The organism is Rathayibacter sp. AY1F2, from assembly GCF_002930885.1.
Taxonomy (GTDB): domain Bacteria; phylum Actinomycetota; class Actinomycetes; order Actinomycetales; family Microbacteriaceae; genus Rathayibacter.
The window spans coordinates 153,035-172,219 of the sequence record NZ_PSVG01000003.1 but is presented as its reverse complement, the minus strand read 5'-3'; the positions used below and the strand labels follow the sequence as shown (position 1 = coordinate 172,219).

Below are 19,185 nucleotides of genomic sequence, written 5' to 3'. Positions count from 1 at the left end.
CCGCACGCCGGCGGCCGGGCGCGCGGGACGTCCGCCGCTTCAGCGCGGCGGGCCCCCGCCTGATCCGCGGGTGGCCCCGGAGCCTACGCCCGAGCGGCCGCCGCGGCCTTCGCCGCCGCCGGCAGCGCGTCCACGATGCGCCCGATCGCCGCGTCGTCGTGCGCGGCCGAGACGAACCAGGCCTCGTACACCGACGGCGGCAGCGAGACGCCCGCGTCGAGCATCGCGTGGAAGAACGCCGGGTAGCGGAACGACTCCTGCGCCTGGACCTCGGCGTAGTCCCGCACCGGCCGGCCCAGGTCCGTGAACATGAAGCTGAAGAGGCTCCCGGCCGTCTGCACCGTGTGCGCGACGCCCTCGGCCGTCAGCGCCGCCGACACCTCGCGCTGGAGCGTCAGCGCCGTGGCGTCCAGCGAGGCGTAGACCGCGTCGTCGGCCAGCTGCAGCGTCCGGATGCCCGCGGCCACCGCGACCGGGTTCCCGGAGAGGGTGCCCGCCTGGTACACCGGCCCGAGCGGCGCCAGGTGGTCCATGACGTCCGCACGGCCGCCGAGAGCCGCGACCGGCATCCCTCCGCCGATGACCTTGCCGAAGGTGTAGAGGTCGGCCCGGTACGGAGCCTCGGCGCCGCGGTTCTCGAGCCCCCACCAGCCGCCGGCGCTCACGCGGAAGCCGGTCAGCACCTCGTCCATGATCAGCAGCGATCCGTTCGCGTGCACGAGCTCGGCGAGGGCCGCGTTGAAGCCCGGGTCCGGAGCGACCACGCCCATGTTGGCGGCCGCGGCCTCGGTGATGACCGCCGCGATGTCGGCGCCACGCTCGGCCAGGACCGCGCGCACCGCCTCGAGGTCGTTGTACGGCAGCACGATCGTCTGGGCCGCGGTCGCGGCCGTGACGCCGGCGGAGGCGGGCAGCGAGAGGGTCGCGAGACCGGAGCCGGCATCGGCGAGCAGCCCGTCGGAGTGGCCGTGGTAGTGGCCGGAGAACTTGATCAGCAGGTCGCGGCCGGTGACGCCGCGGGCGAGGCGGATCGCCGTCATCGTCGCCTCGGTGCCGGTGGAGACCAGGCGGAGCTTCTCGATCGGCGAGACTCCCCCGGCCGTGATCCGCGCCTCGACCAGCTCGGCGAGATCCGTCTCGGCGGGAGTGGACGCGCCGAACGAGAGACCGCGGGCGGCCGCCTCCTGCACGGCCGCGACGACCTCGGGGTGCGCGTGCCCGAGGACGGCAGGGCCCCAGGAGCAGACGAGGTCGACGTACTCGCGCCCGTCCGCGTCCGTGATGTACGGGCCGGCGGCCGAGACCATGAAGCGCGGGGTCCCGCCGACCGAGCGGAACGCTCTGACGGGCGAGTTGACGCCTCCGGGGATCGCGTGCCGGGCACGCTCGTACAGGGTGTCGTTCGCCGAGGTGGTCACCCCTCCAGGTTACGCGCGCCGCCCGGCGCCCTCGCGCCGGAGAGGCGCTTTCGGACGAGATGCCGAGGCTCGCTCCCGGGAGGAGGAGGCGGTTATCTCAGCAGGTCGCGAGCGATCTCGACGGCCCAGTAGGTGAGAACCGCGTCGGCCCCCGCGCGGAGGATCCCCGTGACCGACTCCAGGATCGCCGGCTCGCGCGAGATCCAGCCGTTCGCGGCGGCGGCCTCGATCATCGCGTACTCCCCCGACACCTGGTACGCCCAGACCGGCACGTCCGAGACGGAGGCGACGTCCGAGAGCACGTCGAGGTAGCTCATGGCCGGCTTCACCATCACCACGTCGGCGCCCTCGGCGAGGTCGAGGGTCGCTTCGCGCAGGCCCTCGCGGCGGTTCGCCGGGTCCTGCTGGTAGGTGCGGCGATCGCCCTCGAGCGTGGACTGCACGGCCTCGCGGAACGGACCGTAGAAGCTGGAGGCGTACTTCGCCGAGTACGCGAGGATCGCGGTGTCCAGGTGCCCGGCGCCGTCGAGAGCGGCGCGGATCGCTCCGACCTGGCCGTCCATCATCCCCGAGAGCCCGAGCAGGTGGGAGCCGGCCTCGGCCTGGGCGAGCGCCATCTCCTCGTAGCGGAGGAGCGTGGCGTCGTTGTCGACGCGCCCGCGGTCGTCGAGGACACCGCAGTGGCCGTGGTCGGTGAACTCGTCCAGGCACAGGTCGGTCTGCACGACCAGCGCGTCGCCGACCTCCTCCACGACGACCCGCGTCGCGGCGTTGAGCACGCCGTCGGGGTCGGTCGCACCGGAGCCGACCGCGTCGCGCGTGGTCGGCACGCCGAACAGCATCACACCGCCGATCCCCGCCTCGGCCGCCTCCGTCACCGCTCCGCGGACGCTGTCCAGCGAGTGGTGCATCACCCCCGGCATCGACCCGATCGGCCGGGCCTCGGTGGTCCCCTCGGCCACGAAGAGGGGCAGGATCAGCTGCGCCGGGTGGATGCGCGTCTCCTGGACGAGACGGCGGAGTGCGGGGGTCGTGCGGAGGCGGCGCGGGCGGATGGCAGTCATGTCCTCCAGCGTAATCCCGCCCCGCCGAGCACCTCCCGGGAGCGCGGACGCCTCACCCCGTGGAGGTGCTCCGGACGCACGACATCAGCCGAGAGGCGGATCCCTGGCCTGCGGGGCGAGGCCCGCCCCTCCCGGCCGACGTCGCGCCGGGGAGGCGGCTCAGCGGGGAGCGCGCTCCGTGGCGACGGCGGCGACCGCGTCGATGAGGGAGGAGGCCGAGCGCTCGTCGGCGACGACGTCGACGCGCAGGCCGAAAGCGCGGGCGTCCTTCGCGGTCTGCGGGCCGATCGCGGCGACGAGGATCGACTCGGGCACCGGGCCGAGCTGCTTCTGGACCTGCTCCGCCACGCTGCCCGAGGTGACGAGGATCGCGTGCACGGCTCCGCCGGCGACATCCGCCACGACGCGCTCCTCCACCGGGACGCCGACCGTGCGGTAGGCGACCACGGAGCGCACGTCGTGCCCGATGCGGGTGAGGCCCTCGGTGAGCAGCGGCTTGGCGATCTCGGACCGCAGCGTCAGCACGCGCAGGGGGTGTCGGCCGCCGGTGGCCTCCTCCCACTCGGCCAGGAGGCCGCGGGCGGAGTTGTCCTCGGAGGGGACGAGGTCGACGGAGTACCCGGCGGCGACGAGCGCGGCCGCCGTGGTCTCGCCGACCGCCGCCACCTTGGTGCTCGCGGGCACGGTGGTGCGCAGGAGGGAGAGGACATCGACCGTGGTGGCGCTCGTGACGGTCATCCAGTCGAAGGCGCCGGCCTCGAGGTCGGCGAGGGCCTGCTCGAGCGCGGGGAAGTCGTCGGTCGGCGCGAAGTTGATCATCGGAGCGACGACGGGCGAGGCTCCCTTGGCTCGGAGAGCGGCGGCGACACCGTCCCCCCACGGGCCTCCGCGGGGGACGAGGATGCGCCACCCCTGCAACGGCTTCTCCCACTGGGAGTAGGCGGCGGGGACGATCACGAAGGGGCTCCCAGGGGTGCGAGTTCGGCGGCACCCGCACCGAGAAGCGCGTCAGCGAGCAGAGAGCCGCAACGGAACGCGGCTTCGACGACGGGCAGTTCGCGACCACCATACTGCGGATCCGCCCGGTGTCGACCACCGCCGACCGAACCGTTATCGACCGGCTCCGCGACCTCCCGTGCGAGGGACGCCGTGCCGTCGACGGCGAAGACCACGCCGTGCAGGACCACGCGGTCCTCCTCGACGACCGCGGAGGCTCCGATCGGAGCGGCGCACCCGGCCTCGAGGGAGGCGAGGAGCGACCGCTCGGCCGTGATCGCCGCGCGGGTCGGCACGTGCTCGACCGCCGCGAGAGCGGCACGCAGCTCCTCCGACGGCTCCTCGTCGCGCACCTCGATGGCCAGCGCTCCCTGACCGGGGGCGTGCGGGGAGACGTCGAAGCCGAGCACCTCGGTGATCGCGTCGACCCGGCCGAGGCGGCGCAGGCCGGACAGGGCGAGCACGATCGCGTCCAGCGGCGAGTCGCTGCCGGGCAGCACCCTCCGGAGCCGGGTGTCGATGTTGCCGCGGATGTCCACGATCTCGAGGTCCGGACGGGCGGCCAGCAGCGCCGCGCGCCGGCGGGGCGAGCCCGTGCCCACGCGGGCTCCGACCGGCAGAGTCGCCAGGGTGAGCCCGTCGCGCGCGCAGAGCGCGTCGCGCGGGTCCTCCCGCTCGGGGACCGCTCCGAGCAGCAGGCCCTCCACCGGAGCGGTGGGCAGGTCCTTCAGCGAGTGCACGATCGCATCGCAGCGCCCGGCGAGCAGCGCGTCGCGCAGGGCGCTGACGAACACGCCGGTGCCGCCGAGGGAGGCGAGCGAGCCGCGCATGCGGTCGCCGTCCGACTCGATGCGCACCAGCTCCACGGGGACCCCCGCGGCGGCCGACATCAGATCGGCCGTCATCCGGGTCTGCGCCACCGCGAGCGCGCTCGCGCGGGTGCCGACTCTGATGCTCACGACAGACGACTCCTCATCACGGTGCGACTCCCGCCAGGGCGGGCTTGAACCCCGCTCGCACGTTCTCGCAGCAACCGGGGCGGCAGACGTCGTACCAGGGGCCGAGCGCCGTCATCGAGGGCCGGTCCTCGGTCGGCACGCCGTTGACGCGCTCGAGGACCAGGTCGATCAGGCCGGAGACGTAGACCGGGTCCGTGCCGGGGGTCGCGACGCGGAGCGCGACGAGTCCGTGCTCCTCCGAGGTCTCGAGGGCCTCGTTGTCGAGGTCCCACATGACCTCCATGTGGTCGGACACGAAGCCGAGCGGGACGATCAGCAGCGCGCGGCGGCCGCGGGCCGGCAGCTCCGCGATGGCGTCGTTGATGTCCGGCTCGAGCCAGGGCTGGGTGGGCGGGCCGGAGCGCGACTGGTAGACCAGCTGCCAGGGCACGTCCTCGTCCGTGGCGGCGGCCATGACGACCTCGGCGACGGCGAGGTGCTGCGCCTCGTAGGCACCGCCCGGTCCGAACTCGTGCACGTCGACGACGGTGCCGTCGTCGTGGCGCTCGTGAGGTCCGCTGCGCTCGGCGTCGGCCATGGGGATCGAGTGCGTCGAGAACAGCACCTCCACCTCGGACGTGACATCGAGGTCGGGCATCCGCTCGCGCAGCTCGTCGAGCCCGTCGTGGACGGCCTTGACGAACGGCATGACGAAGCCGGGGTGGTCGAAGAACTGGCGCACCTTGTCGATCCGCAGCTCGCCCTCGAGGCCGGTCGCGTCGAGCGCCGCCGCGTAGTCCTCGCGGTACTGCCTGCAGGACGAGAAGGAGGAGTACGCGCTGGTGGCGATGGCGAGCAGGTTGGTGAACCCGCGCTCCTTCGCCTCGGCGACGGCCTCGCTCATGTAGGGCGCCCAGTTGCGGTTGCCCCAGAGCACGGGGAGGTCGATGCCGCGGTTCGCGAGCTCGGCCTCGAGCGCCTTCTTCAACGCGCGGTTCTGCGCGTTGATCGGGCTGACGCCGCCGAAGTGGCGGTAGTGGTGGGCGACCTCCTCGAGGCGCTCCTCCGGGATGCCGCGGCCGCGGGTGACGTTGCGGAGGAACGGGATGACGTCGTCCTGACCCTCCGGCCCGCCGAAGCCGGCGAGGAGGATCGCGTCGTAGGCCACGGGGACCTCGACGTGCTCGGGGCCGGACGCCGCCGCAGGGGTGGCCCCGCGGACGAGGATCGGCTCGCTGGTCGTGTCGCTCATCGGAGCACCTCGGCGATCTGGTCGGCGTCGATGCGCCGGCCTGTGTAGAAGGGGACTTCCTCGCGCACGTGGCGGCGGGCCTCGGTGGCGCGCAGGTCGCGCATGAGGTCGACGAGGTTGACGAGCTCCTCGTCCTCGAGGGCGAGGATCCACTCGTAGTCGCCGAGCGAGAACGAGGCGACCGTGTTGGTCAGGACGGAGCGGAACCGCGAGCCCTGGCGCCCGTGCTGGGCGAGCATCGCGCGGCGCTCCTCCTCGGGGAGGATGTACCACTCGTAGGAGCGGACGAAGGGGTAGACCGTGAGCCAGCGGGCCGGCGCCTTCCCGCGCATGTAGGCGGGGAGGTGGTTCGAGCTGAACTCGGCGTCGCGGTGCACGCCCATCGCGTTCCACGTCGGCAGGAGGCCGACCAGCAGCTCCGTGCGCCGCAGCTCGCGGTAGGCCCGCTGCAGCTCCTCGGGCGCCGGGCCCGTGAGCCACAGCATGATGTCGGCGTCGGCGCGCAGGGCCGAGACGTCGTAGGTGCCGCGGACGGTCACGCCCTCGCCCTCGAGCTGGGCGACGAGGTGCTCGTACTGCTTCACCGCGGGATCCACGGCGTCGCTGGAGAGGGTGAACGGACGTGCGGGATCCCTGCGGAGAACCGCCCAGAGCGTGTATCCCAGGGCCTGATCGGAGTGATCCTGATCGGCGGGGGGCTGCGGCGCCGGAGCGGCGGCGCTCGTGTCGGGGGCGGACTGAACGGGACCCGCCGTGCCGGCGGTCTGATCGGTCATTGATCCATCATCCCTCCGCTCGTGCCGATGCACAAAAGCGGCGGGGGCTCTGGCGCCGGAGGGCCCGGGACGCTAGCACCCCGGGCCCTCCGGCGCTCAGTCCTCGATGACCTGCTTCGCGACGCCCCAGACGACGAGGCCCACGGCGGCGGCGGCGCCGACCGCTCCGGCGATCAGCGCGGAGGGGTTCTGGCGGCGCACCACCTGGAGCTTGCGCTCGATCGTCCGCTGGGCCGTGCGCACCTTGCGCGGCACGTTGACCTTGTACTCGATCGCGTCGAGGGTCGCGGCCAGCTCGGAGCGAGCGCGCTCGATGTCGGCCTTCAGCTGGCCGGGCTTCAGCTCCGCCGGGTCGACGAAGCGGGGCGTGGTGCTGCTGACGGATCGCTCAGTTGTCATAGCTGCCCACTCCCTTGAACGCCTGGACGTCCTTCTTGATGCTGTTGATCGAGTCCTGCGGCACCGGCGGCACGGCCTTCTTGATGGTGCGCACGCCGACGAGGGCGAGGATCACGGCCACCAGGAGGAAGAAGACCGTCACGATCAGCGCCGACAGCCAGGCCGGAAGCCAGGAGGCGATGCCGATGATCGCGAAGGCGACCAGCGTCGCCCACGCGGTCAGGAGGAGGAAGGCCGCGACCGCGAACAGGCCGACGGCCAGACCCGCGCTCTTCGCCTTGCCCGCCAGCTCGTTCTTCAGCGAGGCGACCTCGGCCTTGACGAGCTCGATCACGAGGCCGGGCAGGTCGCTGACCAGCTCTCCCAGTGATCGGGCGTTCTTGGGATTGCGTTCGTTCACCACGGGAGCTCCTCGAGGGTGGGACGTGCCGGCCGGCGCGCGCCTGGCACGGCCGGGGGGATGAGCACTAGGCCCTGCTGGTGGAGGTGGACGTCGTCGACCCGCCGGAGCCGGCCGACGCCGCGGCCTCGTCGACCTTCGAGGCCGCCTTGCGGGCGGCGGCCGACGCCTCCGCGTCGCTCGCTCCCTGGGCCTTCCTGCCGCCGGACACGGCCTTGACGACCACCGAGCGCACGACCTCGTACGCCTTGTCCGAGACGCTGCTCAGCTGGGTCTTCGCGGCACCGCCGACGGCGCCCGCGACGTCCTGCACCGGCTGGGTCCGCCAGAAGCGGCCTGCCGCCGAGGCGATCTGCTCGTACCGCTTGCGGCCGGCGCGTGCTCCCAGCACGTACCCGGCTGCGGCTCCTGCCACGAAAAGAATCTTGCCCTTCACGCCTACTCCTCGTCCTGGGTCGCTCTCGCGATCGTCCACGCGGTCGGTGACCACTCGTGCCGGGGCACGCCGCGCGCTCGCGCGGATGCCTGGGCCTAAGAGTAGCCGTCGGCGTCGCGGGCGTCGCTCGGCAGCCCGACTCCTTGACGCACCAGTCGGCGCCGGATAAGGGCGGCCGTCTCGGCGGCGTGCGGGAGCACCGAGGCGAGGCCCGTGCCCGCGATCCAGGTGCCGGTCACGGCGACTCCCTCGATCGGGAGGAGCGCCTCGCGGAACGCCTCCAGGTGCGCGCGGCGGCCCAGCGCCGCGGCGGGCCGGACGTTGGCCCAGCTCACCCGGGCGGAGTCGACGAGCGACGCCGGATCGAGGGCGAGTCCGAGCAGCGTCGAGGCGTCGAGCAGGGCGATCGCCGCCGCCTCGGCATCGGTGCGCCCCTCGAGCGGCGGGCGCTCGCCCGGGCGCCCGTAGGAGAGGCGAAGCACGTGGCGCCCGGGAGGGAGGGAGGCGGCCAGCCAGTCCCACTTCGCGGTCGCGTGCGTGATCGCCTTGGCCGTGACGTCGGTGGCGGTGGGCGCCACGAGCACACCGGAGCCGCGGGGGGCTGCGTCCAGGCGGGCGTCGTCGAGGACGAGGGTCACCAGCTCGACGGAGTCGTGGGGCGCCTCGTCGGCGCGCTCCGCGACGGCGGGGGCGAGGCCGGCCAGCAGCGCCCGGGCGTCGCGCTCCGGCGTCGAGACGATCACCGCTCGGGCGCTCAGAGTGCCGTCGGCGAGGGTCAGGACGAAGTCCCCGTCGGAGCCCTCGAGCCGCTGCACGGAGGCGCCGGTGCGGATCTCGCCGGAGAGGTAGTCGATCCGCTGGACCAGCGCGGCGACCAGGCGGTGCATCCCGCCCTCGATCCCGCGGACCGCGACTCCGGCCGGGAGGTTCGCGCGGAGGGCGGCCACTGCCCGGGCGAGGGAGCCCGCGCGGGTGAGCGCGCCGTTCAGTCCGGGTGCGGCGAGGTCGACGTCGATGTCGTCCGGCCGGCTCGAGTAGACGCCGGAGACGACCGGCGCGACCAGGTCCTCGAGCACGCGCTCGCCCATCCGGGTGCGCACCAGCTCGGCGAGGGAGTGGGCGCGGCCGATGCGCAGCACCGGCATCAGGGTGTCGAGCCAGGCGCGCCAGGCGCCGCGGCGGCCGATCGCCCGCACGACGTCGGGGGCGAGCGGCGTGCCGGGGATGCCGAGGATGCCGGCCCGGGGCGACGGCACGGAGCGGCCGCCCGAGAGGTGCAGCCACGAGCCGTGCGTCCGCGGCTCGACGATCGACTCGGCGAGCGGGACGCCGTCGAGGGTCAGCGCGGCGAGCGCCCGCTCGACGTGGCCGCCCCGCGTGGCGAAGCTCTCGGCGCCCGCGTCGAGCAAGGCGCCGGCCAGCGCGAGCGGGGAGACCGAGCCCCCGACCCGCTCCCCCGCCTCGAGCACCACGACGCGCAGGCCGATGCGCAGGCATTCCGCGGCGGCGGCGAGCCCCGCCACTCCGCCGCCGACGACCGCGACGTCGTACGACGCCGCGTCGCGGGGGCGCTCCTCGCTCACGGCCGCCAGGCGTGCACGAACGCGACGAGGCGCGTGAGCACGTCGGGGTCGGTCTCGGGCGGCACGCCGTGGCCGAGGTTGAGCACGTGCGCGGGGGCGCTCAGGCCCCGGCGGAGCACGTCGTCGACGTGGGCCTCGAGGACCTCCCACGGCGCGGTCAGCAGGGCCGGGTCGACGTTGCCCTGCACCGGCACGAAGCCGCCGAGGCGGTGGTTGGCCTCGTCGAGCGGGATCCGGTAGTCGACGCCCACCACGTCGGCGCCGATGCCGTGCATCGCTCCGAGCAGCTCGCCGGTGCCGACGCCGAAGTGCACGATCGGGACGTTGCGGCGCGTCTCCCCGTGGTCGAACGCCAGGGCGCGCACGTGGACGAGGGCGCGCGCGGAAGCGGGAGCGACGTGGGTCGTGTAGTCCGAGAGCGAGAGCGCCCCGGCCCAGGAGTCGAAGAGCTGCGCGGCGCTGGCCCCGGCGAGCACCTGCGCGCGGAGGAAGCGGCCGGTGACCTCGGCGGTCCACTCCATCAGCTGGGCCCAGGCGGCGGGGTCGGCGTGCATCATCGTCCGCGCGCGCAGGTGGTCCTTGGACGGGCCGCCCTCCACCAGGTAGGCGGCCAGGGTGAAGGGAGCGCCGGCGAAGCCGATGAGCGGGGTGTCGCCGAGGCCCGCGACGGTGCGGCGCACGCCCTCGCGGATGGGCTCGAGCGTCTCGTCGAGCACGGACGGGTCGATCGAGGCGAGCTCGGCGACGTCGGCGGCCGTGCGCACCGGCTTCTCGAGCACCGGACCGCGCCCGGGGACGATGTCGACGCCGACGCCCGCGAGCCGCAACGGGATCACGATGTCGCTGAAGAAGATGGCCGCGTCCACTCCGTGGCGCCGCACCGGCTGCAGGGTGATCTCGCTCGCCAGCGCCGGGTCGAGGCAGGCGTCGAGCATCTTCGTGTCGGTGCGCAGGGCCCGGTACTCCGGGAGGCTGCGGCCGGCCTGGCGCATGAACCAGACGGGCGTCCTCTCGCCCCGCTCGGAGCGGTAGGCGCGCAGGAGCAGCGAGTCGGCCGTGCGGCCGGCGGAGAGGGGGTGCAGCGGATCGAGCAGGCCGTCGGTGGGGGAGGTCACCGCGGCATTATTCCAGGCGCATCCGTGCATTCCTCCCCAGTCCGGGGACCCCGCCCCGCAGAGCGCGCGTAGACTGACGTGGTGCTTCTGTGTCTGACGGCGTCGCACAAGAACGCCAGCTTCGATCTCCTCGAGAAGCTCTCCGTCGACTCCTCCGCCGTGACCGCGGCCCTCTCCGAGGGGATCGACTTCGTCTCCGGAGCCGTCGTCGTCGCGACCTGCAACCGCTTCGAGGCCTACCTCGACATCGAGGAGCCGCTGACCGCCGCGCAGGCCGTCGCCGTCGAGGCCGCAACTGCAGCCGTCAGCGCCGCGACCGGCGTCGAGCAGGACGAGCTGCGCGGGAGCGTCGACGTCGTCTCGGGCGACCGGGTGGCCGAGCACCTCTTCGCCGTCTCCAGCGGGCTCGAGTCCGTCGTGGTCGGCGAGGGCGAGATCGCGGGCCAGGTCCGCCGGTCCCTCGAGGAGGCGCGCCGCCTCGGCACCACCTCCTCCGAGCTCGAGCGGCTGTTCCAGCGCGCCTCGCAGACCTCGCGCGGCATCAAGAACCGCACCGGCCTCGGCAGCGCCGGCCGCTCGATCGTGCGCCTCGCGCTCGAGCTGGCCGCGAGCCGCGTCACCGACTGGCGGGCCGCCCGCGTCCTCCTCGTCGGCACCGGCAGCTACGCGCGGGCGACCGTCGCGGCCCTGCGCGACCGCGGAGTGGTGGACATCGCCGTGCACTCCCCCTCCGGCCGCGCCGAGGGCTTCGCCGCCCGCCGCTCGCTCCGGCCCATCGCCGCCTCCGATCTCGCGCTCGAGGCGGTCTCGGCCGACATCGTCATCACCTGCACCACGACCCAGGAGCCGGTGCTCGACGCCGCTCTGCTCGCCGCCGGGCGCCTCCAGGGCTTCTCCCGCGAGCGCCAGCTCGTGATCGACCTGGGCCTGCCGCGCAACGTCGCCTCCGACGTCACCTCGGTCGCCGGCGTCGAGCTCCTCGACCTCGAGACGATCAGCCTGCACGCGCCTCTCGACGTGCTCGACGCGTCGCAGCAGGCGCGCGCGCTCGTCGACAAGGCGGCCCGGAAGTTCTCGGACGTCGCCGACGAGAAGAGCCTCACTCCGGCCGTCGTCGCCCTGCGCGCCCACGTGTTCGACGCGCTCGACGCCGAGATCGAGCGGGCCCGGTCCCGCGGCGACGAGGACGGCCGCACCGAGCAGGCGCTCCGCCACCTCGCCGGCGTGCTGCTGCACACTCCGAGCGTCCGCGCCCGCGACTACGCGCGCGCCGGAGCCCAGGGGGCCTACCTCACCGGGCTCGAGGCGCTCTTCGGCATCGAGGTCCCGGCCGAGCCCGCCGCCGCCGCGCGCCCCGACGCGGACGCCGCCACCGCGTGAGCCTCCGGCTCCCCTTCGATGCGGAGCCGCTGCGCTCCGCGCCGCTGCTCACCGAGCGCCTGCTCCTGCGTCCCCTCGGACCGGAGGACGCCGAGGACCACGCGCGCTACCAGGGCGACGCCGATGCCGTCCGGTTCCTCCGCTGGCCGGTGCGCACCCCCGAGGAGTCGCGGGCGCACCTGCAGCGCCGCCTCCCCTCGACACGGCTCGCCGCCGACGGCGACGTGGCCGTGCTGGCGATCGTCCCCCGGGAGGGCGTCCTCGCCGGGCGGATGATCGGCGACCTCACGCTCATCGCGACGTCCGTCGAGCAGGAGGCGGTCGAGATCGGCTGGGTGCTGCACCCGGAGGCGCAGGGGCGCGGCTACGCGACCGAGGCCGCCCGGGCGCTGCTCGACCTCGCGTTCGACACCCTCGGCGCGCACCGCGTGATCGCGCAGCTCGACGCTCGGAACACCGCGTCCGCCCGCCTCTGCGAGCGCCTCGGGATGCGCCTCGAGCCGCACCACCGGGAGGACGAGTTCTGCAAGGGCGAGTGGACCTCGACCCTCGTCTTCGCCCTGCTCGCCCGCGAGCGCTGACCGCAGGGCCGGCTGGTCCGCGCCCTCCGGGACGCCGCCGGCCCGTCCGGTCGGCGGCGTCCCGGGAGGAGCGTCAGGCCCCGCGGAGCCCGGTGAAGAGGTACGACTCGAGCTGCTCGAGCGGGATGCGCTCCTGCTTCATCGTGTCGCGGTCGCGGACGGTCACGGCGTCGTCCTCGAGCGAGTCGAAGTCGACGGTCACGCAGTACGGGGTGCCGATCTCGTCCTGGCGGCGGTAGCGGCGGCCGATCGCTCCGGAGTCGTCGAAGTCGACGTTCCAGAGCTGGCGCAGCTGGTCGGCGACGCGGCGCGCGAGCGGCGAGAGTGCCTCGTTGCGCGAGAGCGGCAGCACGGCCACCTTCACCGGCGCCAGGCGCGGGTCGAGGTGCAGCACGGTCCGCGTCTCGACCTTGCCCTTGGCGTTCGGCGGCAGCTCCTGCTCCTCGTAGGCGTCGACGAGGAACGCCATGAGCGCGCGGGTGAGACCGAACGACGGCTCGATCACGAACGGCACGTAGCGCTCGTTCTTGTTCTGGTCGAAGAACGAGAGGTCCTTGCCCGAGTGTTCGATGTGCGTCTTGAGGTCGTAGTCGGTGCGGTTCGCGACTCCCATCAGCTCGCCCCACTCGCCCGAGGCGAAGCTGAAGCGGTACTCGATGTCGACGGTGCGCTTGGAGTAGTGGGAGAGCTTGTCCTTCGGGTGCTCGTACTGCCGGATGTTCTCGGGGTTCATCCCGAGCCCGACGAACCAGTCCCAGGCGAGCTGCATCCAGGTCTCCTGCCACTCCTCGTCCGTGCCGGGCTCGACGAAGAACTCGAGCTCCATCTGCTCGAACTCGCGGGTGCGGAAGATGAAGTTGCCGGGGGTGATCTCGTTGCGGAACGCCTTGCCGATCTGGCCGATGCCGAAGGGCGGCTTGCGACGGGCGCTCTGCAGCACGTTCGCGAAGTTGGTGAAGATGCCCTGGGCGGTCTCGGGACGCAGGTAGTGCAGCCCCGACTCGTCGTCGACGACGCCGAGGTAGGTCTTCATCAGGCCCGAGAACTGCTTGATCTCGGTCCACTGGCCGACCTTGTCGGGGTGCTCCGGGTCCGGGATGTCGGCGAGGCCGTTCACGGGCGGGTGGCCGTTGACCTCCTCGTACTTCTCGAAGAGGTGGTCGGCGCGGTAGCGCTTGTGGGTGATCAGCGACTCGGTCAGCGGGTCCGAGAAGACGCCGACGTGTCCCGAGGCGTGCCAGATCGCCGTGGGCAGGATGACCGCGGAGTCCAGGCCGACGACGTCGCCCCGGCCCTGCACGAAGGTCTTCCACCACTGGCGCTTGATGTTCTCCTTGAACTCCACGCCGAGCGGCCCGTAGTCCCACGCGGAGCGGGTGCCCCCGTAGATCTCACCCGAGGGGAAGACGAATCCCCTGTGCTGCGCGAGGGTGATGACTTTGTCGAGGGTGGTGGGTTCTGCCACGGGTTGCTCCTCAGCTGTTCGGGCGCACGGGGCCCCGGCGCGCGCCGGCTGCGCGCGTCCTTCTGGTGTGCCCCCATGGTAGCCGCGGGGGCGCCGCGACGGTCCGCCCGCGGCGGGCATGATGAGCGGATGAGCACCCTCCCGCCGATCGTCGTGTCCGCCGTCGCCGTCCTCCGCGACCGGCGCGTCCTGATGGTCACGGCGCGGGGCCGCGACGTCCTCTACCTCCCCGGCGGCAAGGTCGACGAGGGCGAGAGCGGGATCGAGGCGGCGGCCCGCGAGACCCGCGAGGAGCTCGGCGCCGTCGCGCTCGGCCTCGTGCCCCTGTTCACCGTCCGGACCCAGGCGCACGGCGAGCCGGAGGGGCGGGAGGTCCACATGAGCGTCTTCGCCGCCGAGCTCGACCGGGAGGCGCGCCCGAGCGGCGAGATCGACTCGCTGCACTGGGTCGACGGCTCCGATGCGGGCCGCTGCCCGCCCGCCGGGGTCGAGACCCTCCGGCTGCTGCGCGGTCTCGATCTCGTCGACTGACCCTCCGGCGCCGGGCCGACCGCGGGGCGGCTAGCCTCGTGGCGTGGAGACGAGACGGCGTGCACGGGACCGGTCGAGCGCGGAGGAGCCGGACCGGCTCGAGCCGGTGAGACTGGAGGCGGCCGTGCCGATCCTGCGGATCTTCTCGGTCGCCAAGGCAGGCGAGTTCTACGTCGACTACCTCGGCTTCGAGGTGGACTGGGAGCACCGCGCCGCGCTCGACGCCCCCCTCTACCTGCAGGTGTCGCGCTCGGGGCTCCGCCTGCACCTCAGCGAGCACCACCGCGACGGCAGTCCCGGCGCCGCGGTGCACGTCGCCCTCCGCGGTGTCCGCGAGCTGCACGCCGAGCTCGACGCGAAGGCGTACCCCTACCTCAACCCGCGGATCACCCGCACGCCGTTCGGCTTCGCGCTCGACGTGATCGATCCGTTCGGCAACCAGCTGCGCTTCGCGGAGCCGGCCCCGGTGCCGCGCCTGCCCTGATCGGTGCGCGTGCGGGTGCTTGTACAACCTGAGCGCCGACTGATCAACCGTTCACCGGCCGTCCATGCACTTCGGAGTCCCATCCTTTAGCGTGGCTCCGATGGCTTCACGGGGGACGATCGAGCGGCCGGACACGGCCCGGGCAACGGGACGGCAGCGCCGACCGCGGCTCCGCTTCATGGAGGCCGCACCGCTGGCGACGGGCCTGCTGGGCTCGATCGCGATCCTCCTCGGCTCGCTCGGCGTGGGCTACCTGCCCGCCGGCTCGCCCATCCGCGACTGGCCTCTCGTCGCCTCGATCCGCGCCACGGGCTGGCTCACCGAGTCCAGCGGCGCCCTCGTCGTGGGCGGCGGGATGCTGCTGCTGATCGCGTGGCTCCGCCTGCGCACGGTCGCGCTCGCGGCGGGCCCCGGCTCCGTCCGCACCATCGTGGTGGCGGCCCTCGCCTGGACCGCTCCGCTCCTCGTGACGGTGCCGCTGTTCAGCCACGACATGTTCTCCTACGTGGCGCAGGGTCGCCTGATGACCCAGGGCATCGACCCCTACACCCACGGCGTCGCGACGCTCCCGGGCTGGTTCGACCTCGGCGTCGACCCGCTCTGGGCCGACACGCCCACGCCCTACGGGCCCCTCTACCTCCTGATCGAGCGCACCGCCGTGCAGTTCGCGGGCTACGGCGCACCGGAGCTCTCGATCGCGATGCTCCGCGCCGTGTCGGTCGCGGGCGTGGCCGTCATGGCCGTCTACGCGCTCCGCCTGGCGCGCCTGCGCGGCCTCTCGGTCCCGCTCACCGCCTGGACGATCGTCGCCAACCCGCTGACCCTCGTGCTCTTCGTCGTCGCCGGCCACAACGACTCCGTGATGCTGGCGCTCATCCTCGCGTCGCTCTACTACGCCCAGACCGACCGGCGCATCGCCGCCGTCGTGCTGATGGCCGGAGCGATCGCGATCAAGCCGATCGCCGTGATCGCGCTCCCCGTGCTCGCGCTCCTGTGGCTGCGCCACGACGCGACGTGGCGTGAGCGCACCCGCGGCTGGCTCTGGACGGGCGCCGGAGCGCTCGGCCTCGTGGTCGCCGTCGGGCTGCTCGCGGGCGTCGGGGTCGGCTGGGTCGCGGCGATGGTCGTGCCCGGCTCGATCCTGCACTGGTACGCGCCGATGTCGTTCGTCACGGTCTCGGTCTCCCGCGCCGTCGAGTTCACCGGTCACGACCCCGCCGCGGCGATCGCCGTGGTCAAGATCCTCGCGCTCGGGCTCGCCGGCCTGATCGCTGCGCGCCTCATGCTGTCGCGGCGCTCCATCGATCCGCTCGCCCGCCTGTCCGGCGCGCTGCTCGCGTTCGTGACGGCGTCGACCGCCATCCACCCCTGGTACGCCCTCTGGATCCTGCCGATCGCCGCGCTCGCGCGCCCGTGGAGCCGCTCCCACGTGCACCTGGCGGTCTACGCGTCGATCTTCCTCATGTGCGTCACGCTCGCCGAGCCGATCGACGGCGGAGGCGGCACGATGGACCAGATCCCGGCGCGGGTCGCGACGATCGCCGCGATCGCCGTGGTCGGGATGTACGTCCTCCTCGGCTACACGGACGAGGAGCGGGTCGAGGGTCTGCCCCTGGTGCGCGCGCTGCCGTTCGGCTCCGTGATCCTCGCCCGCCTCAGCGGCGGCCGCCTGGTCGACGCCCGGATGGCCGCCACTCGCCTGCGCGACTAGCCGGGGCCGCGGCTCAGGAGTCGGACTCGTCGCTCCGACGGCGCGTGCGGCGGTCGAGCGCGGCCTGCGCCGTCTCGGCGGCCGAGTCCGGGGAGCCGACCGGCCCGGTGGGACCGGCGAGGGTGCTCGAGAGCGACGACAGCCAGCCGGAGTCGTCGCGGCCGGCGTTCAGCGCATCCGAGAAGAGGGGGAGGTCGCTGCGGGCGGCGTGGATCGCGTAGGACTCGCGGGAGAACCCGTTGTCGGGGACGACGGGCGTCCTGCGGGACGCGCGCGTGGAGTCCGGGGCCTGCTCCTGTCGAGCAGCGTTCGACACCTGCTCCTGGGTGGACTGCTCCTGGGCGGCCTGCTCCCGGCGGGCGTCGCGCTCGTCGCGCGGGGTGCTGCTGTCGTGGTCCACGGCGGTCCTCCTGCTCTCCGCCCCGAGCGGAGGGACGGGCGCCGCGATGACGGGGCGGCGCCCGGTCAGGCTACCCCTCGTTCAGGGCGTGGCGTCGTCGTCGGCCTCTGATCGTGGCGCGGGGCGCCAGACGACCAGCTCGGTCCGGCGCTGCGCGCGCGTGCCGTGGCGCAGAGTGACCACGTCCCCCTCGAGTCCGGCGGCGAACACGCGGCGGCCCGGCCGGTTCAGGAGCTCGTCGGCGAGGGCCGACTCCAGCTCGCGCACCCGCTGCGAGAGCGACTGCACCTGGTTCTCGAGCTGCAGGATGCGCGCGATGCCCTCGAGCGAGACGCCCTCGGAGGAGAGCCGGGCGACTTCGCGCAGCTGCACCACGTCGCGCATCGAGTAGCGGCGCGACTTGCCCGCGGTGCGGGTCGGGCTCACGAGCCCGAGCCGGTCGTACTGCCGGAGCGTCTGCGGGTGCATCCCCGCCAGCTCGGCGGCGACGGCGATCGCGAAGACGGGCGTGTTCTCGTCCATGTCTCCTCCTCCGACCGGTCGCGCCGATCCGGTGCTAGTAGCGGGCCTTCTCCAGGATGTCCTCGCGCGGGTCCTCGTCCGGCTCGGCGGCGGCGTAGGCCTCGAGGGCCTCACGGGCGGCGGCGGACAGGTGGCTCGGGACGGCAACCTGCAGGACGGCGAGCAGGTCGCCCGTGCCCTTGGGAGTCGTGACGCCGCGGCCCTTGACGCGCAGGACGCGGCCGCTCGGGGTGCCTGCGGCGACCCGGAGCTTGACGGGCTCGCCGCCGAGGGTCGGCACCTCGATCGTCGCGCCGAAGACCGCCTCGACGAAGGTCACGGGGACCGTCACGCGCAGGTTCAGCCCGTCGCGCTCGAACACCGGATGCTTGCGGACCGAGACAGTGAGCACCAGGTCGCCGGGATCACCGCCGTCCGGGCTGGGGCGGCCCTTGCCGCGGACGCGGATCTTCTGGTCGTCGGCCACGCCGGCCGGGATGCGCACCGAGAGGGTGCGCCCGTCGCCGGTCTGCAGCTGGACGGTGTCGCCCCGGGTCGCGGTGCGGAAGTCGATGGTGGTGCTGGCGGTGACGTCGGCGCCCTTCTGCGGGCCGCCGAAGCCGCGGTAGCCGCCGCTGGGCTGGCCGAAACGGCTGCCTCCGCCGCCGAACATGCCGCCGAGGATGTCCTCGAAGCCGGGCGGCGGGCCCTGCTGGGTGCTGTAGGAGGTGCGCCCGCCCTGGCCGAACATGCCGCCGAAGACGTCGTCGAACCCTCCGGGCTGGCCTCCCGCGGTGAAGCGCGCTCCGCCGCCCATGGCGCGGATCTGGTCGTACTCCTTGCGCTGCTCGGCGTCCGAGAGCACGGTGTACGCCTCGCTGATCTCCTTGAAGCGCGCCTCGGCCTTCGCGTCCCCCGGGTTGGAGTCGGGGTGGAACTGGCGGGCGAGCTTGCGGTAGGTCTTCTTCAGGTCCGCGGCGGAGACGTCCTTGGACACGCCGAGGACCTTGTAGAAGTCCTTGTCGAACCAATCCTGGCTGGCCATGTGCCTCTTCCTGTGTCGAATGCGGCGAGGGACCCCGCCCCGGTCCGGCAGCGTGCTGCCGAGCGGGGCGGGGTCCTCCGCGGTGGTGGTGCCGGTGGCGGGGTCAGTCGGCGGGGACTGCCACGACCACCTTGGCGGCCCGCAGCAGCGAGCCTCCGAGGTAGTAGCCCGCCTCGACGACGTCCGCGACCGTGGAGGTCTCGGCGCCGGGGGTGGGCTGCTGGAAGATCGCCTCGTGGATGTTCGGGTCGAACAGGTCGCCCACGGCGCCGGTCTTCACCAGGCCGAGCTTCTCCACTCCGCCGCGCAGCTTCTGCGCGATGGCCGTGAAGGGCCCGCCCTCGGCGAGGTCGCCGTGCTTCTCGGCGCGGTCGAGGTCGTCGAGCACGGGGAGGATGACCTTCACCGCGTCGCCGATCGCCCGCTCCTTGTCGACCTGGCGGTTCGCCTCGGTGCGCTTGCGGTAGTTCGCGTACTCGGCGGTCACCCGCTGGAGGTCGGCGAGGTGCTCGGCTGCGAGCGTCTCGGCGCTGGACTGTCCCGAGAGGAACGAGAGGTCGGCGTCCGAGAGGCTGGTCTCGACGTCGGGCCCCTCGGCCTCGATGAGGCCCTCCTGGTCCTGGGCGTCCTGCGCCGCCTCCGCTCCCGCCTCGCCGCCGGTGACCGGCTGCTCCTCGGGGAGGTCCTGGGGCTCGTTCTCGGCTGCCATG

At 73.5% G+C, this 19,185-nt stretch carries 21 protein-coding genes; 5 read left to right on the top strand and 16 right to left on the bottom strand.

Going from position 1 to position 19,185, the window contains the following annotated elements; genetic code table 11:
* Window positions 1-83: 83 nt before the first annotated feature.
* From hemL to hemE, 11 genes are all read right to left on the bottom strand, one after another.
* Window positions 84-1,418 carry a glutamate-1-semialdehyde 2,1-aminomutase gene (gene hemL, locus C5C54_RS04090; protein WP_104246920.1) on the bottom strand — a complete coding sequence of 445 codons (1,335 nt, stop codon included), beginning with the start codon at window positions 1,416-1,418 and terminating at the stop codon, window positions 84-86.
* A gap of 92 nt (window positions 1,419-1,510) precedes the next feature.
* Entirely contained in the window at window positions 1,511-2,482 is a 972-nt protein-coding gene (hemB, locus tag C5C54_RS04085) for a porphobilinogen synthase (protein WP_104287844.1), read from the bottom strand.
* Between the two features lie 159 nt (window positions 2,483-2,641).
* Window positions 2,642-3,436 carry a uroporphyrinogen-III synthase gene (locus C5C54_RS04080; RefSeq protein WP_104222950.1) on the bottom strand — a complete coding sequence of 265 codons (795 nt, stop codon included), beginning with the start codon at window positions 3,434-3,436 and terminating at the stop codon, window positions 2,642-2,644.
* Window positions 3,436-4,437: a hydroxymethylbilane synthase gene (gene hemC / locus C5C54_RS04075; protein WP_104249903.1), complete on the bottom strand. Its 1,002-nt coding sequence runs from the start codon at window positions 4,435-4,437 to the stop codon at window positions 3,436-3,438. Before hemC ends, C5C54_RS04080 begins: the two co-directional genes overlap by 1 nt.
* A 16-nt stretch (window positions 4,438-4,453) precedes the next feature.
* Window positions 4,454-5,668 (bottom strand): ferrochelatase, encoded by a 1,215-nt coding sequence (locus C5C54_RS04070; RefSeq protein WP_104226143.1) that lies wholly within the window; start codon window positions 5,666-5,668, stop codon window positions 4,454-4,456.
* Window positions 5,665-6,444, bottom strand: coding sequence for a hydrogen peroxide-dependent heme synthase (gene hemQ / locus C5C54_RS04065; RefSeq protein WP_104233087.1), 780 nt, complete (start codon window positions 6,442-6,444; stop codon window positions 5,665-5,667). The genes C5C54_RS04070 and hemQ overlap by 4 nt, the downstream gene beginning before the upstream one ends.
* 96 nt (window positions 6,445-6,540) lie before the next feature.
* Window positions 6,541-6,843: a DUF3618 domain-containing protein gene (locus C5C54_RS04060; RefSeq protein WP_104287843.1), complete on the bottom strand. Its 303-nt coding sequence runs from the start codon at window positions 6,841-6,843 to the stop codon at window positions 6,541-6,543.
* On the bottom strand, window positions 6,833-7,243 hold the full coding sequence (locus C5C54_RS04055) for a phage holin family protein (protein ID WP_258062864.1): 411 nt from the start codon (window positions 7,241-7,243) through the stop codon (window positions 6,833-6,835). Before C5C54_RS04055 ends, C5C54_RS04060 begins: the two co-directional genes overlap by 11 nt.
* 67 nt (window positions 7,244-7,310) lie before the next feature.
* Window positions 7,311-7,658 (bottom strand): YtxH domain-containing protein, encoded by a 348-nt coding sequence (locus C5C54_RS04050; protein WP_146076886.1) that lies wholly within the window; start codon window positions 7,656-7,658, stop codon window positions 7,311-7,313.
* A gap of 116 nt (window positions 7,659-7,774) precedes the next feature.
* The gene (locus tag C5C54_RS04045) at window positions 7,775-9,262 is read right to left on the bottom strand and encodes an NAD(P)/FAD-dependent oxidoreductase (RefSeq protein ID WP_258063212.1); all 1,488 of its coding nucleotides are present in this window, start codon (window positions 9,260-9,262) and stop codon (window positions 7,775-7,777) included.
* Window positions 9,259-10,407 (bottom strand): uroporphyrinogen decarboxylase, encoded by a 1,149-nt coding sequence (gene hemE, locus C5C54_RS04040; RefSeq protein WP_104287842.1) that lies wholly within the window; start codon window positions 10,405-10,407, stop codon window positions 9,259-9,261. The genes C5C54_RS04045 and hemE overlap by 4 nt, the downstream gene beginning before the upstream one ends.
* Window positions 10,408-10,458: 51 nt before the next feature.
* Between hemE and C5C54_RS04035 the strand changes: the two genes are divergently transcribed.
* Complete coding sequence (locus C5C54_RS04035) at window positions 10,459-11,757, top strand: glutamyl-tRNA reductase (protein ID WP_104287879.1); 1,299 nt, start codon at window positions 10,459-10,461, stop codon at window positions 11,755-11,757.
* Complete coding sequence (locus C5C54_RS04030; RefSeq protein WP_258063210.1) at window positions 11,754-12,338, top strand: GNAT family N-acetyltransferase; 585 nt, start codon at window positions 11,754-11,756, stop codon at window positions 12,336-12,338. The genes C5C54_RS04035 and C5C54_RS04030 overlap by 4 nt, the downstream gene beginning before the upstream one ends.
* 73 nt (window positions 12,339-12,411) lie before the next feature.
* Here the strand turns inward: C5C54_RS04030 and C5C54_RS04025 are convergent, their stop codons facing one another.
* Window positions 12,412-13,803, bottom strand: coding sequence for a glycine--tRNA ligase (locus C5C54_RS04025; RefSeq protein WP_104226140.1), 1,392 nt, complete (start codon window positions 13,801-13,803; stop codon window positions 12,412-12,414).
* A 129-nt stretch (window positions 13,804-13,932) separates the two neighbouring features.
* Between C5C54_RS04025 and C5C54_RS04020 the strand changes: the two genes are divergently transcribed.
* The 3 genes from C5C54_RS04020 (at window position 13,933) to mptB (ending at window position 16,529) form a co-directional block, all read left to right on the top strand.
* Window positions 13,933-14,334: an NUDIX domain-containing protein gene (locus C5C54_RS04020; RefSeq protein ID WP_104287841.1), complete on the top strand. Its 402-nt coding sequence runs from the start codon at window positions 13,933-13,935 to the stop codon at window positions 14,332-14,334.
* A 43-nt stretch (window positions 14,335-14,377) separates the two neighbouring features.
* Window positions 14,378-14,818, top strand: a complete 441-nt coding sequence (locus tag C5C54_RS04015; protein WP_208543318.1) for a glyoxalase superfamily protein — start codon at window positions 14,378-14,380, stop codon at window positions 14,816-14,818.
* 100 nt (window positions 14,819-14,918) lie between these two features.
* Window positions 14,919-16,529, top strand: coding sequence for a polyprenol phosphomannose-dependent alpha 1,6 mannosyltransferase MptB (gene mptB / locus C5C54_RS04010; RefSeq protein WP_146078786.1), 1,611 nt, complete (start codon window positions 14,919-14,921; stop codon window positions 16,527-16,529).
* Window positions 16,530-16,542: 13 nt separating this feature from the next.
* On the opposite strand, the gene C5C54_RS04005 is transcribed toward mptB, so the two are convergent.
* The 4 genes from C5C54_RS04005 to C5C54_RS03990 all read right to left on the bottom strand — a co-directional run bounded on the left by C5C54_RS04005 (window position 16,543) and on the right by C5C54_RS03990 (window position 19,184).
* Window positions 16,543-16,929 carry a hypothetical protein gene (locus C5C54_RS04005; protein ID WP_104287840.1) on the bottom strand — a complete coding sequence of 129 codons (387 nt, stop codon included), beginning with the start codon at window positions 16,927-16,929 and terminating at the stop codon, window positions 16,543-16,545.
* A gap of 81 nt (window positions 16,930-17,010) precedes the next feature.
* Complete coding sequence (locus tag C5C54_RS04000) at window positions 17,011-17,451, bottom strand: heat shock protein transcriptional repressor HspR (RefSeq protein ID WP_104222887.1); 441 nt, start codon at window positions 17,449-17,451, stop codon at window positions 17,011-17,013.
* 34 nt (window positions 17,452-17,485) lie between these two features.
* The gene (locus C5C54_RS03995) at window positions 17,486-18,475 is read right to left on the bottom strand and encodes a DnaJ C-terminal domain-containing protein (RefSeq protein WP_104222888.1); all 990 of its coding nucleotides are present in this window, start codon (window positions 18,473-18,475) and stop codon (window positions 17,486-17,488) included.
* A gap of 103 nt (window positions 18,476-18,578) precedes the next feature.
* Entirely contained in the window at window positions 18,579-19,184 is a 606-nt protein-coding gene (locus C5C54_RS03990) for a nucleotide exchange factor GrpE (protein WP_104237617.1), read from the bottom strand.
* Window position 19,185: the final 1 nt, after the last annotated feature.